The organism is Methylobacterium sp. E-045, from assembly GCF_022829685.1.
Lineage (GTDB): Bacteria > Pseudomonadota > Alphaproteobacteria > Rhizobiales > Beijerinckiaceae > Methylobacterium.
In genome coordinates, this window is the sequence record NZ_JAKSYE010000074.1 from 57774 (window position 1) to 69593 (window position 11820).

12 protein-coding genes are annotated in these 11820 nt (G+C 68.4%); 3 read left to right on the forward strand and 9 right to left on the reverse strand.

Annotation, left to right across the window (positions count from 1 at the left end; translation table 11 throughout):
* The first annotated feature begins 35 nt into the window (after positions 1-35).
* Entirely contained in the window at positions 36-1382 is a 1347-nt protein-coding gene (locus tag MKK51_RS10695; RefSeq protein ID WP_243976970.1) for a PQQ-dependent sugar dehydrogenase, read from the forward strand.
* 55 nt (positions 1383-1437) lie between these two features.
* On the opposite strand, the gene MKK51_RS10700 is transcribed toward MKK51_RS10695, so the two are convergent.
* The 8 genes from MKK51_RS10700 to MKK51_RS10735 form a co-directional block, all read right to left on the reverse strand.
* Positions 1438-2079: a L,D-transpeptidase gene (locus tag MKK51_RS10700; protein WP_243976972.1), complete on the reverse strand. Its 642-nt coding sequence runs from the start codon at positions 2077-2079 to the stop codon at positions 1438-1440.
* Positions 2080-2158: 79 nt separating this feature from the next.
* Positions 2159-2398 (reverse strand): hypothetical protein, encoded by a 240-nt coding sequence (locus MKK51_RS10705; RefSeq protein ID WP_243976973.1) that lies wholly within the window; start codon positions 2396-2398, stop codon positions 2159-2161.
* Between the two features lie 223 nt (positions 2399-2621).
* Positions 2622-4061, reverse strand: coding sequence for a dihydrolipoyl dehydrogenase (gene lpdA, locus MKK51_RS10710; protein WP_243976974.1), 1440 nt, complete (start codon positions 4059-4061; stop codon positions 2622-2624).
* Positions 4062-4525: 464 nt separating this feature from the next.
* Positions 4526-5950 (reverse strand): pyruvate dehydrogenase complex dihydrolipoamide acetyltransferase, encoded by a 1425-nt coding sequence (locus tag MKK51_RS10715; RefSeq protein ID WP_243976975.1) that lies wholly within the window; start codon positions 5948-5950, stop codon positions 4526-4528.
* A 44-nt stretch (positions 5951-5994) separates the two neighbouring features.
* Positions 5995-6285, reverse strand: coding sequence for a DUF5076 domain-containing protein (locus MKK51_RS10720; RefSeq protein WP_018043098.1), 291 nt, complete (start codon positions 6283-6285; stop codon positions 5995-5997).
* Positions 6286-6427: 142 nt separating this feature from the next.
* Entirely contained in the window at positions 6428-7873 is a 1446-nt protein-coding gene (locus tag MKK51_RS10725) for a pyruvate dehydrogenase complex E1 component subunit beta (protein WP_243976976.1), read from the reverse strand.
* Between the two features lie 135 nt (positions 7874-8008).
* Positions 8009-9094, reverse strand: a complete 1086-nt coding sequence (pdhA, locus tag MKK51_RS10730; RefSeq protein ID WP_243976977.1) for a pyruvate dehydrogenase (acetyl-transferring) E1 component subunit alpha — start codon at positions 9092-9094, stop codon at positions 8009-8011.
* 134 nt (positions 9095-9228) lie between these two features.
* A complete protein-coding gene (locus tag MKK51_RS10735; RefSeq protein ID WP_243977014.1) occupies positions 9229-9540 on the reverse strand; it encodes an FtsB family cell division protein in 312 nt (103 codons plus the stop codon).
* A 69-nt stretch (positions 9541-9609) separates the two neighbouring features.
* Between MKK51_RS10735 and MKK51_RS10740 the strand changes: the two genes are divergently transcribed.
* Together MKK51_RS10740 and mntR are read left to right on the forward strand one after the other, a co-directional pair.
* On the forward strand, positions 9610-10545 hold the full coding sequence (locus MKK51_RS10740; RefSeq protein WP_243976978.1) for a LysR family transcriptional regulator: 936 nt from the start codon (positions 9610-9612) through the stop codon (positions 10543-10545).
* Positions 10546-10611: 66 nt separating this feature from the next.
* On the forward strand, positions 10612-11064 hold the full coding sequence (gene mntR, locus MKK51_RS10745) for a manganese-binding transcriptional regulator MntR (protein WP_243977016.1): 453 nt from the start codon (positions 10612-10614) through the stop codon (positions 11062-11064).
* Positions 11065-11167: 103 nt separating this feature from the next.
* Here mntR and MKK51_RS10750 read toward each other — a convergent pair whose 3' ends face one another.
* On the reverse strand, positions 11168-11743 hold the full coding sequence (locus MKK51_RS10750; RefSeq protein ID WP_243976979.1) for a hypothetical protein: 576 nt from the start codon (positions 11741-11743) through the stop codon (positions 11168-11170).
* Positions 11744-11820: the final 77 nt, after the last annotated feature.

The window sequence follows — 11820 nt, forward strand, 5'->3', positions numbered from 1 at the left end:
GCGTCCGGCTCGGGCGCGGAGTCAGGGTCACGACCATGCGGAATCGATCGAAGCTCGGCCTTGCGGCCCTGACGGTGGTGCTTCTGGGCGGAGCGGCGTTCCTCCGCTTCGTCGTCTACCCGGAAAAGGCCGGCCTCGAAGCCTCCGCGGGGGAAGGGGCCAACCCCACCCTCCCCGCGCCGAACCCGACGCTGATGCCCACCGTGAACATCGCCCGCGTCGCCCGCTGGGAGACCGGCGCGAAGCCGAAGGCCGCCGCGGGACTCCAGGTCGCGGCCTATGCGGAGGGATTCGAGCATCCGCGCTGGATGTACCTCCTGCCCAATGGCGACGTGCTGGTGGCGGAGGCGAACAAGCCCAAGACCGACGACCCCTCCACCGGCATCGCCGATTGGGTGGCGGACAAGGTGAAGAGCATGGCCGGCGCCGGGGTGCCGAGCCCGGACCGGATCGTCCTCCTGCGCGACGCGAACGGCGACGGGATCGCCGAGGAGCGCCACGTCTTCCTCACCGGCCTTCACTCGCCCTTCGGCATGGCTCTGGTGGGCGGCGACCTCTACGTCGCCAATGCCGACGCCCTGGTGAAAGTGCCCTATGCACCGGGGCAGACCGAGATCGCGGCCAAGCCCGAGACGGTGGTCGACCTGCCGTCCGGCATCAATCACCATTGGACGAAGAACGTCATCGCGAGCCCGGACGGTACGAGGCTCTACGTCACCGTGGGCTCGAACAGCAATGTCGGCGAGAACGGCCTCGACAAGGAGATCGGCCGCGCCGCGATCTGGGAATACACCCTCGCCACGAAGCAGATGCGCGAATTCGCCACCGGTCTGCGCAACCCCAACGGCCTCGCCTTCGAGCCCGCCGGCGGTGCCCTCTGGACCGCGGTCAACGAGCGCGACGAGATCGGCAGCGACCTCGTGCCCGATTACGTCACCTCGGTGAAGGAGGGCGGCTTCTACGGCTGGCCCTACAGCTACTGGGGCAAGCACGTGGACGACCGGGTCCAGCCGCAGAAGCCCGACCTCGTCGCGAAGGCCATCGCCCCGGACTACGCGGTGGGCACCCACACGGCGTCGCTGGGCATCGCCTTCTCCAACGGCTCGACCCTGCCGGCGGCGTGGACGAGCGGCCTCTTCGTCGCCCAGCACGGCTCATGGAACCGCCGCCCGAAGAGCGGCTACAAGGTGATCTACGTCCCCTTCAAGGACGGCAAACCCACGGGCCAGCCGGTGGACGCCCTCACCGGCTTCCTCGACGCCGACGAGAAGGCGCAGGGACGGCCCGTCGGCGTGATCCTCGACAGGACCGGGGCGCTGCTGGTGTCTGACGATGTGGGGAAGGTGATCTGGCGGGTGAGTGGGGCATCGCGAACGCAGTGATGCCGAGCCGGGATAAGGGGCAGCGGTGGAGCGTCGAACCGGAGTTGCCCCGGCGCTAGTACCCGTCATCGTAGACGACGATCGTCCCATACTCCTCTCGTCCGTCGAGGCGATCGCGAGACACGCGCGAGATCGGATTGCCGTAGTAGTTTTCCTGCTCCCACGCCCTGTCTCGCGAGCTTTGGGAGCCATCGCGACGCGTACGCCCCACAGATCGCGCCAACCGCTGCGGATCATGCCGGCGCAGGGCGGCCACGGGTGCCGCGACGCCACCCTCCACGGTGATGCGTGTCCCGCCCATCCCCTGCTGCTTCACCAGGGCGAACAGCGTCGCGGCGTTGCGCGGGGAGAGGCGGACGCAGCCATGCGAGGCCGGGCGGCCGAGATGGCGGGTCTGGTTGGTGGCGTGAATGGCGTGCCCGGCCTGGGTGAAGAAGATCGCGTGCGGCATCGGTGCGTTGTCCCATTCCCGGGAAAAATACGTCCTCTCCATCCGGAACGGCCGGTAGCCGCCATTCGGCGTGTCGTAGCGGGCGAGCCCCGTGGAGACCGGCCAGACATGCCGGGTCGCACCGTCCACCGCCACGCTCATGCGCTGCGTATCCTTGTCGATGGTCACGCGCATCTCGGCCGAGGCGGGATGCGCCAGAGCCGCGAGGGCGAGGCCGGACAGGAGGGTGGCGAGTCGTCGGCGCATGATCGTCCTCGTTGCGATGCGAGGGAACATGCATCCGCACGGTGGCGCTTCAAGCGATGCGGTCTGCTTAGAGCCCGCCTCAGGCTCTCGCACCGGCGCGGACATAGCCCCGCGAGATCAGGCGGCTGGTCTCGCGAGCCCGGCGCTCAGCCTGCATCAGGTCGGACAGGGCGTCGGTGATGGCGCAGCGCAAAGCGATCTCCGCATCCCCCGCCGTGCTCGTCAGATAGGCCTGGGCGATCTCCTCCACCGGGCAGTGGAGGCCCGGCGCCGCCTCATCCTCGTCCCTGGTCCTGGTCCTGGTCAGCGTCTTCGGCATGGCCCGTCTCCGACTCGCGTTGAGAACGAAGACAGAACACGCCGCGAGAGTTAATGGATCCTTAACGGGGTCGCGAGAAGGCTGTGGATATCCGCGCGATGGAGCCTGGGCTCATGCCGGACGACGACGAGGAGACATCGTCGTCGTCCGCCCGCGCGGGGACTTGCATCCGCCGACCGCCCTGAGGACCGCCATCGGTGGGGACCGGCACTGCCCTCCGGTATCAGCTGTGGATCACCTTGCCGTAGGCGTCGAGCACGCTCTCGTGCATCATCTCGCTCAGGGTCGGGTGCGGGAAGACCGTGTGCATCAGATCTTCCTCCGTCGTCTCCAGGTTCATCGCCACGACGTAGCCCTGGATCAGCTCGGTGACTTCCGCCCCCACCATGTGGGCGCCGAGCAACTGGCCGGTCTTGGCGTCGAACACCGTCTTCACCAGCCCGTCCGGCTCGCCGAGCGCGATGGCCTTGCCGTTGCCGGCGAAGGGGAACCGGCCGACCTTCACGGAGAAGCCCTGTTCCTTGGCCTTGGCCTCGGTGAGGCCGACGCTGGCGATCTGCGGCTGGCAATAGGTGCAGCCGGGGATCTTGGCCTTGTCCATGGCATGGGTGTGCAGGCCCTTGATCGTCTCGACGCAGAGCACGCCCTCGTGCTCGGCCTTGTGGGCGAGCATCGGCGGTCCGGCGACGTCGCCGATGGCATAGACGCCCGGCACGTTGGTGTTGCCCAGCCCGTCGGTGACGACGATGCCGCGCTCGATGCCGATGCCGAGCTTTTCGAGCCCCAGCCCTTCGATGTTGCCGACGACGCCCACCGCCGAGATCAGCTTCTCCGCCGTCAGCTGCTGGCTCTTGCCGTCCGTGGTCTCAATGGTGGCGGTGACGGAGTCGGCCGCCTTCTCCACCTTCGTCACCTTGGCGCCGGTGAGGATCTTGATCCCCTGCTTCTCGAAGCGTTTGCGGGCGAGGCCGGCGATCTCGGCATCCTCCACGGGGAGGATCTGCGGCAGCAGCTCGATCACCGTCACCTCGGCGCCCATGGTGCGGTAGAACGAGGCGAACTCGATGCCGATGGCGCCCGAGCCCATGACGAGCAGGCTTTTCGGCATCGTCTCCGGCACCATGGCCTCGTAATAGGTCCAGATCTGCTTTTTGTCCGGCTCGATGCCGGGGATCGCGCGGGGGCGGGCGCCGGTGGCGACGATGATGTGCCTGGCCGAATATGAGCCGGCGGCGAGCGCCCCCTTCGGCGCGGGGGCGCGGCTCGTCTCCTTCACGGTGACCTTGCCGGGCTCGTTGCCCTTGGCCGCGGCCTCGATGGTGGCCTCGCCCCAGATCACGTCGACCTTGTTCTTCTTCAACAGCATGCCGACGCCGCCATTGAGCCGGGACGAGACCCCGCGCGAGCGCTTGACGATGGCGGCGGTGTCGAACCCGACCTTCTCGGCCGACAGGCCGTAATCGGAGGCGTGCTGCATGTAATGGTAGATCTCGGCCGAGCGCAGCAGCGCCTTCGTCGGGATGCAGCCCCAGTTCAGGCAGATGCCGCCGAGATGCTCGCGGTCCACCACCGCGGTCTTGAACCCGAGCTGCGCCGCCCGGATCGCGGCCACGTAGCCGCCGGGGCCGGCGCCGATGATGAGGATGTCATAGGTGTCGACCATGGGTGGCTCCTACGCCCCGCATTCGGCGGGGTCCTGGATGGAGGATGAGGTGGTGACGGCAGCGAGGACCGTGTCTATCCGCATACCGTTTTAGCCTGATCGCTGCGGTGGTTGCGGCCTCAACAGGCCCCCTCTCCCGTTTGGGAGAGGGTTGGGGTGAGGGGCGTGAACTTTCCGGAGATGTCACACACCTCACCCTGTCCCTCTCCTTCCAGGAGAGGGGACCCGCGCGCGCAACCACCGAACGGAGGGATCGGAGATGGGGTCAGATGCCGCCACAACCGCCGCTCCGCCTCCGTCATGGACCTGCGCAGAACATTGGCATGGGTCGCGGCGCGCGGCGAAGCGGATTGCCGGGGCGGTTCTGTCCAGGGCATCGGCCGTTGCCTCCCGTGAAACCTATCAGGCTCCTGCGCCTCCCTCCCCACAAGGGGGAGGAGGGCCGGTTTAGCCTTCCACAACGATCACACCAGCATCCCCATCGGGTTCTCGATCAGGCTCTTGAAGGCCGAGATCAGTTCGGCGCCGAGCGCCCCGTCGAGGACGCGGTGGTCGCAGGAGAGGGTGGCGGTCATCACCTGGACCACCGCCGGGGCGCCGTCCTTCACCACCACGCGCTTCTCGCCGGCACCCACCGCCAGGATCGAGGATTGCGGCGGGTTGATCACCGCCGTGAAGTGCTTGATGCCGAACATGCCGAGATTCGAGACCGAGGTGACGCCGCCCTGGTACTCCTCCGGCTTCAGCTTCTTGGCCCGCGCCCGGCCGGCGAAATCCTTCATCTCGTTGGAGATGGTGGACAGCGTCTTCTGGTCGGCCTTGCGGATCACGGGCGTGAACAGCCCGCCGTCGATGGCCACGGCCACGCCGACCTCGGCATTGTCGAAGCGCAGGATCCGGTCCTCGGCCCAGACCGCGTTGGCGGCAGGCACCCGCATCAGGGCGAGGCCCATGGCCTTGATGACGAAGTCGTTCACCGAGAGCTTGAACAGCGGCTTGCCGTCCTTGGTGGTGCCGGCGCTCTTGTTGAGCTGTTCGCGCAGGGCCATCAGCGCGTCGAGCTCGCAATCGACGGTGAGGTAGAAGTGCGGTGCCACCTGCATCGCCTCGGTGAGGCGCTTGGCGATGGTCTTGCGCATGCCGTCGAGGGGAACCTCCTCGAAGGTGCCCTTCTGGTAGAAGCCGCGCACCTGATCGGTGGTGAGGCCCTGGGCGGCGGCCTTCGGCGCGGGCGCGGCGGGAGCCGGAGCGGCTGCGGGCGCCGCGGCGGGGGCCGCCGCCTTCGGAGCCCCGGCCTTGGCCGAGCCGCCGGCGATGGCCGCGCGCACGTCGCGCTCGATCACCCGGCCATGCGGGCCGGAGCCCGAGACGGCGGCGAGGTCGATGCCTTCGAGCTTGGCGATGCGGCGCGCCAGGGGCGAGGCGACGATGCGGCCGCCCTGCCCGGCCTGGGGCGCGGCGGCCCCATCGGGCTTGGCGCCGTCCGGCGCCGCGTCGACGCGCGCATAGGATTTGTGGCCGTCGCCGGGGGTGGTGTTCAGCGCCGGCGTGTCGCTCTTCGGAGTATCGGCCTTGGGAGCCTCCGCCTTGGGAGCCTCCGCTTTGGCACCGCCATCGCCCGCCGCCCCGACGGTCTTCGGGTCCTCGCCCTCGGAGGCGATGATGGCGATGAGGTCGTTCACCGGCACGTCGGCGGTGCCCTCGGCGACGATGATCTTGGCCAGGATGCCCTCGTCGATGGCCTCGACCTCCATCGTCGCCTTGTCGGTCTCGATCTCGGCGAGGACGTCGCCGGATTTGACCGCGTCACCCTCCTTCTTCAGCCATTTGGCGAGGTTGCCCTTCTCCATCGTCGGCGACAGGGCGGGCATCAGGACGTTGATGGGCATCGGTGTGAATCCTGATCGTCAGCGAAGGGGCGTGGGCGGGGCGGTCAGTTCAGGGTGCCGCCGGGCGGCAAGTCCGGGTCGAAGCTCTCGGAGTCGAGGCCGGCGCGGATGCGCTCGAACGCCTCCTCCTCCGACATCTCCGTCTCCAGCGCGTAGACCCGCGCGGCCTGGCGGGCGAGATCGATGAGAAGGCGGCCCCAGGTATAGGGATCGTCGAAGGAGCGGCGCAGGGCCACGCTCACCGCGCCGTCCACGACGCTGGCGCGCACGACCTCGATGCCGCCGTTGTTCAGGGCGTCGGGGGGAGCGGAGAGTTCCTGGAACTTGTCGGTCATGGTGCTGCCCTGCTCTCCTCCCCCTTGTGGGGAGGAGTTGGAGGTGGGGGTGGTCGGGCGACCCTCGACGCGCGGAGGCTGGGGGAGCCACCCCCGCCCTCGATCCCGCCCCGCAAGGGAGAGGGAAGCGGGCGCCACCGGGTCACCGGTAGCAGACCGCCTTCACCGCCTGGATCACCTCGGCGACGTTGGGCAGGGCGAGCTTCTCGAGATTGGCGGCGTAGGGCATCGGCACGTCCTTGCCGGTGACCCGCAGGACGGGTGCATCGAGGAAGTCGAAGGCATCGGCCATCAGGCGGGCGATGATCTCGGCGCCGATGCCCGATTGCGGGAAGCCCTCCTCCACCGTGACGCAGCGGCCGGTCTTCTTCACCGATTCCACGATCGTGTCGGTATCCATCGGACGGAGCGTGCGCAGGTCGATGACCTCCGCCTCGATGCCCTCTTCGGCCAGCGCCTGCGCCGCCTTCAGCGCGTAGGTCATGCCGATGGAGAAGGAGACGATGGTCACGTCCTTGCCGGTGCGGTGGATGCGCGCCTTGCCGATGGGGAGCACGAAATCGTCGAGCTTCGGCACCGGGAAGCTCTGGCCGTAGAGGATCTCGTTCTCGAGGAAGATCACCGGGTTCGGGTCGCGGATCGCGGCCTTGAGCAGGCCCTTGGCGTCCGAGGCGGTGTAGGGGGCGATCACCTTGAGGCCGGGGACGTTGGAGTACCAGGCGGAGTAATCGTGGCTGTGCTGGGCGCCGACGCGGGCGGCGGCACCGTTGGGGCCGCGGAACACGATGGGACAGCCGAGCTGGCCGCCGGACATGTACAGGGTCTTGGCCGCCGAGTTGATGATGTGGTCGATCGCCTGCATGGCGAAGTTGAAGGTCATGAACTCGACGATGGGGCGCAGGCCGGTGAAGGCGGCACCGGCCGCGATGCCGGCAAAGCCATGCTCGGTGATCGGCGTATCGACCACGCGGCGGGCGCCGAATTCCTGCAGCAGGCCCTGGGTGACCTTGTAGGCGCCCTGGTATTCGGCCACTTCCTCGCCCATCACGAAGACCGAATCCTCGCGGCGCATCTCCTCGGCCATGGCGTCGCGCAGCGACTCGCGCACGGTCATGGTCACCATCTCGGTGCCGGCCGGGAACTCCTCCATCACCGGCGCGGGCGCTTTGTTGGTGATGACGGCCGGAGCCGCCGGAGCGTTCGCCTTGTCGTCGCCGGACTTCGCCGTGGCGGCCGGCGCCGAGGCCTGGCCCTCAGCCTGCATCGTCGGGGTGGGGGCCGATTGCGCCGGGGCCGAAGCCTCCGGCTTCGCACCGCCTCCCGCCGCCGCCGCGGCCACGTCCTCGCCCTCACCGGCGATGATGGCGATCGGCGTGTTGACCTTCACGCCCTCGGTGCCTTCCTCGATGAGGATCTTGGCGAGGATGCCCTCGTCGATGGCCTCGACCTCCATCGTGGCCTTGTCGGTCTCGATCTCGGCGAGGACATCGCCGGATTTGACCGCGTCACCCTCCTTCTTCAGCCATTTGGCGAGGTTGCCCTTCTCCATCGTGGGGGACAGCGCGGGCATCAGGATGTCGGTCGCCATGAGGTTTTTGATCCGTAGGTTGGCGGGCGGCCTTCTGGAGAGGAAGCAGCGGCGTCTCGGTCCCTCGCTGCGGCTCTCCCCGTGCCGGCATGGCACGGGAGATGTCCCGGTGGGGGGAGCGTCGCGAGGTCGGCCTTAAGCGCGGGCTTCCAGCAGGATGTCGGTCCAGAGTTCGGACGGATCCGGCTCGGGATCGTGCGTGGCGAACTCGGCCGCGTCGTTGACGGTCTCGCGGACCTTGGCGTCGGTGGCCTTGAGGTCGGCTTCCGGCACCCCGTGCATCTCGATCAGGCGCTTGCGCACCATCTCGATCGGGTCGTGCTCGTCGCGCATCTTGGAGACTTCGTCCTTGGTCCGGTATTTCGCCGGATCGGACATGGAGTGGCCGCGATAGCGGTAGGTCTGCATCTCGAGGATATAGGGGCCCTGGCCGGAGCGGGCATGCTCCACCGCACGGCTCGCCGCTTCGCGAACGGTTCGGACGTCCATGCCGTCCACCTGCTCGCCGGGGATGCCGAACGAGACGCCGCGCTTGGAGAAGTCGGTCTGCGCCGAGGCGCGGGCCACCGACGTGCCCATGGCGTAGCGGTTGTTCTCGATCACGTAGACCACGGGCAGCTTCCACAGCTGCGCCATGTTGAAGCTCTCGTAGACCTGGCCCTGGTTGGCCGCGCCGTCACCCATATAGGTCAGGCTGACCTTGCCGTTCTTCTTGTAGGCATCGGCGAATCCGAGGCCGGTTCCGAGGGAGACCTGCGCGCCGACGATGCCGTGGCCGCCGAAGAACTGCTTCTCCTTGGAGAACATGTGCATCGAGCCGCCCTTGCCGCGGGAATACCCGCCGCGCCGGCCGGTCAGCTCGGCCATCACGCCCTTCGGGTCCATGCCGCAGGCGAGCATGTGGCCGTGGTCGCGGTATCCGGTGATGGTCTGGTCGCCCTCGACCGAGGCCATCTGCATGCCGATGACGACCGCTTCCTGGCCGATATAGAGGTGGCAGAATCCGCCGATCAGGCCCATGCCGTAGAGCTGGCCCGCCTTCTCCTCGAAACGCCGGATCAGCAGCATCTCGTGATAGGCGTGGAGGTCTTCCTCCCGGGTGAACTGGGGCGTGTTCGGTGCGGGAGCATGCGTCGGGGCGTCACCGCCCCCCGTCCCCAACTGAGCCGAACCCTTGGCCGAATCGGCTTTCGCCTGACCCGCTTCGTTGGCGGCATCCATCGGCTTTCCTCCCGTGAACGGCTTTTCAGAAACCGTTTCTAGGACAGGGTTTTGCGGAAAGCGAGGCCGACGCGTCGACAGATCGGCCGAGTTGTCAGGCAGAACGCGACGGGACAAACACGATCAGGCCACGATCAGGGATTGATGATGACGACGTCGTTCGCGTGGACGCGGCCGAGGACGATGCGGGCGCGTTCCTCCAGCAGATCCCGGTCAATCTGCTCGCTGCGCAGGAGCGCCACCCGGTGCTCCCAGACCGCCCGGTCGGCCTTGGCCGCCGTGAGCTCCTGCTTCAGGCCAAAGGCCTGGATCTTGAGCGCGCGCTTGGCCTCCAGGCCGCGATTGCCGCTCTCGGCCTGATGCACGAAATAGCCGACCACGAGCGCGGACACGGCGTAGAGGCCGAGCGGCATGAGAACGGAACGGACGCGACGACGGACCACCATGTCCGGACCATCGCGCCACAGGGTTAAGGATGTGTTGCCGATGCCGGTCTTCGTCTCCATGGCGGCCCGATGATGCGGTTCGACCTCGTCGATCTCGGCCTGTTCCGCCACGTGGCGGAGGCGGGGTCGATCACGCACGGGGCGGCCCGGGCCAATCTCGCGCTCGCCGCCGCGTCGAGCCGGATCCGGGCGATGGAGGTCTCCCTCGGGGCGGCCCTCCTCAGCCGGAGCCGCCAGGGTGTCGTCCTGACGCCCGCCGGGCGTGCGCTCCTCGCCCATGCCCGCACCCTGCTGGAGGGCGTCGACCGGATGCAGGGGGATCTCGCCGCCTATGCCGGCGGCGCCATCGGCCAGATCAAGGTGCTGTCGAACACCCACGCGCTCACCGAGTTCCTGCCGGAGGCCCTGAGCGCCTACCTCGCCCTCCATACCGGCGTCAGCGTCGATATCGTCGAGCGCACCTCGGACGAGATCGTCGGCCTCGTGGCGGAAGGAGGCGCCGATCTCGGCATCGTTTCCGGCACGGTGGATACCGGCACCCTGGAGACCCATCCGTTCCGTGAGGACAGGTTCGTGGCGGTGCTGCCCGCCGGCCATCCCCTGGGAGAACGGGAGGGCGTGCCCTTCGCCGAGGTCCTGGATTACGACCTCGTCGGCCTCGACAGGGCGAGCGCCATCACCCGCTTCCTCGCCGACAAGGCCATGCGCACCGGGCGGCCGCCCATGCGGCTGCGGGTCCAGCTGCGCGGCTTCGATGCGGTGTGCCGGCTGGTGGAATGCGGCGTCGGCCTCGGAATCGTCCCGGAGACGACGGCCCGGCGCGCCGCGCGCTCCATGGGCCTCGAAATCGTCCCGCTCCTCGACCCCTGGGCCGCGCGCGACCTCACCATCTGCCTGCGGTCCCTCGAAGGGCTGCCGGTTTTCGCGCGGGAGTTCGTCGCCCATCTGCGCGAGGGGGCCGGCCGGCCCGGTTTAGGGCTCCCCTCCGGCGCCCGCCTTGGCTAAACACGGGCTCGGGGCACCGGATGGTCCGTGTCCGTCACACCGGTGAAGCAAGGGTTGCCCGGCATCATGCAGGATTCGTCGCGATCCATGCCCGACGCGCCGCTGGTCGATCCGGACGTCCATGTGGAGAGCTTCCGGCAGGCGCGCGAGGCGCGCCGCCTCGAACTCGTGGAAGATTATGTCGAGCTGATCGCCGACCTCATCGGCGATGGCGGCGAAGCGCGGCAGGTGGATATCGCCGCGCGCCTCGGCGTCGCCCAGCCCACCGTCGCCAAGATGCTGAAGCGCCTGGCCGAGGACGGCCTCGTGCAGCAGCGCCCCTATCGTGGCGTCTTCCTCACCGAGAGCGGGCGCATGCTCGCGGTCCAGAGCCGCGAGCGCCATCGCATCGTCGAGCACTTCCTCTGTGCGCTCGGCGTCAGCGCCGAGACCGCGCGGCGCGATGCGGAGGGGATCGAGCATCACGTCAGCGCCGAGACCCTCGAGGCGTTTCGCGCCTTCACCGAGCGCAAGGGCTGATACCCGCCCCCGAAGAGCCTGACTCATCGAGGTCTGCCCGCGCGACGGCGTTCGCGCTTCGACACCTGTCCGCCGGCTCCAGAATCCCGACTCCGATCGGGCTCTACGGTTTTCGCGCCGAGACATGCCGCGTCGAACGGCTCGACGGCAGCGACGAGGAGCGTGCGAGCCCGCCGAGGTCGCCCCATCCGCCCAATCCGGTTCCCCTGGCATGGAGCGGGGATGCCTCGATGACGCCATCCGCCACGGCGAGGTGGCCGGTGGCGACGCCGCGGATCATCTCGGGGGCGTGTTGCCGGGCCGCGATCCCGAAGAGGGACATGCCTTTGCTGCCGGGCGCCAGAAGCGTTCCGAGGGCGCCCTCCGGTGGGCCGCCGGCAAGGCGCATGACGCCTCCGGCAGCATCGAGGACAGCCGCTGCCGCCTCGATCTCGCCGAACGCCAGGAGCTTGCCGGCGCGGGTGATGCGCACCTCGTAGCCGTATCCCTCCCGGTCCCGATAAAGGCGGGTCAGGCCGAGCTGAAGCGATTCGCAGATCATCTGGACGTGGTCGCGCGCGTAATCGTCGCTCGTCATGACGGTCGCGAAGACGTCCGGCCTCGACTGCGTGCTGGCGACGATGTGCTTGAGAAATTCGAGCTTGGTCGATTTCTGAATGACGACGAGACCGCGTCTCAATCGATCGCCTCCCGCATCGCGTCCGAACGCCGCGACATCTAACGGCGGGAGGGTTTCCGGTCCGTTGCGAAACCCGG

Coding starts and splice junctions, on each gene's coding strand:
- MKK51_RS10695 (WP_243976970.1), top strand. CDS start 36: ATGCGGAATCGATCGAAGCTCGGCCTTGCGGCCCTGACGGTGGTGCTT.
- MKK51_RS10700 (WP_243976972.1), bottom strand. CDS start 2,079: ATGCGCCGACGACTCGCCACCCTCCTGTCCGGCCTCGCCCTCGCGGCT.
- MKK51_RS10705 (WP_243976973.1), bottom strand. CDS start 2,398: ATGCCGAAGACGCTGACCAGGACCAGGACCAGGGACGAGGATGAGGCG.
- lpdA (WP_243976974.1), bottom strand. CDS start 4,061: ATGGTCGACACCTATGACATCCTCATCATCGGCGCCGGCCCCGGCGGC.
- MKK51_RS10715 (WP_243976975.1), bottom strand. CDS start 5,950: ATGCCCATCAACGTCCTGATGCCCGCCCTGTCGCCGACGATGGAGAAG.
- MKK51_RS10720 (WP_018043098.1), bottom strand. CDS start 6,285: ATGACCGACAAGTTCCAGGAACTCTCCGCTCCCCCCGACGCCCTGAAC.
- MKK51_RS10725 (WP_243976976.1), bottom strand. CDS start 7,873: ATGGCGACCGACATCCTGATGCCCGCGCTGTCCCCCACGATGGAGAAG.
- pdhA (WP_243976977.1), bottom strand. CDS start 9,094: ATGGATGCCGCCAACGAAGCGGGTCAGGCGAAAGCCGATTCGGCCAAG.
- MKK51_RS10735 (WP_243977014.1), bottom strand. CDS start 9,540: ATGGTGGTCCGTCGTCGCGTCCGTTCCGTTCTCATGCCGCTCGGCCTC.
- MKK51_RS10740 (WP_243976978.1), top strand. CDS start 9,610: ATGATGCGGTTCGACCTCGTCGATCTCGGCCTGTTCCGCCACGTGGCG.
- mntR (WP_243977016.1), top strand. CDS start 10,612: ATGCAGGATTCGTCGCGATCCATGCCCGACGCGCCGCTGGTCGATCCG.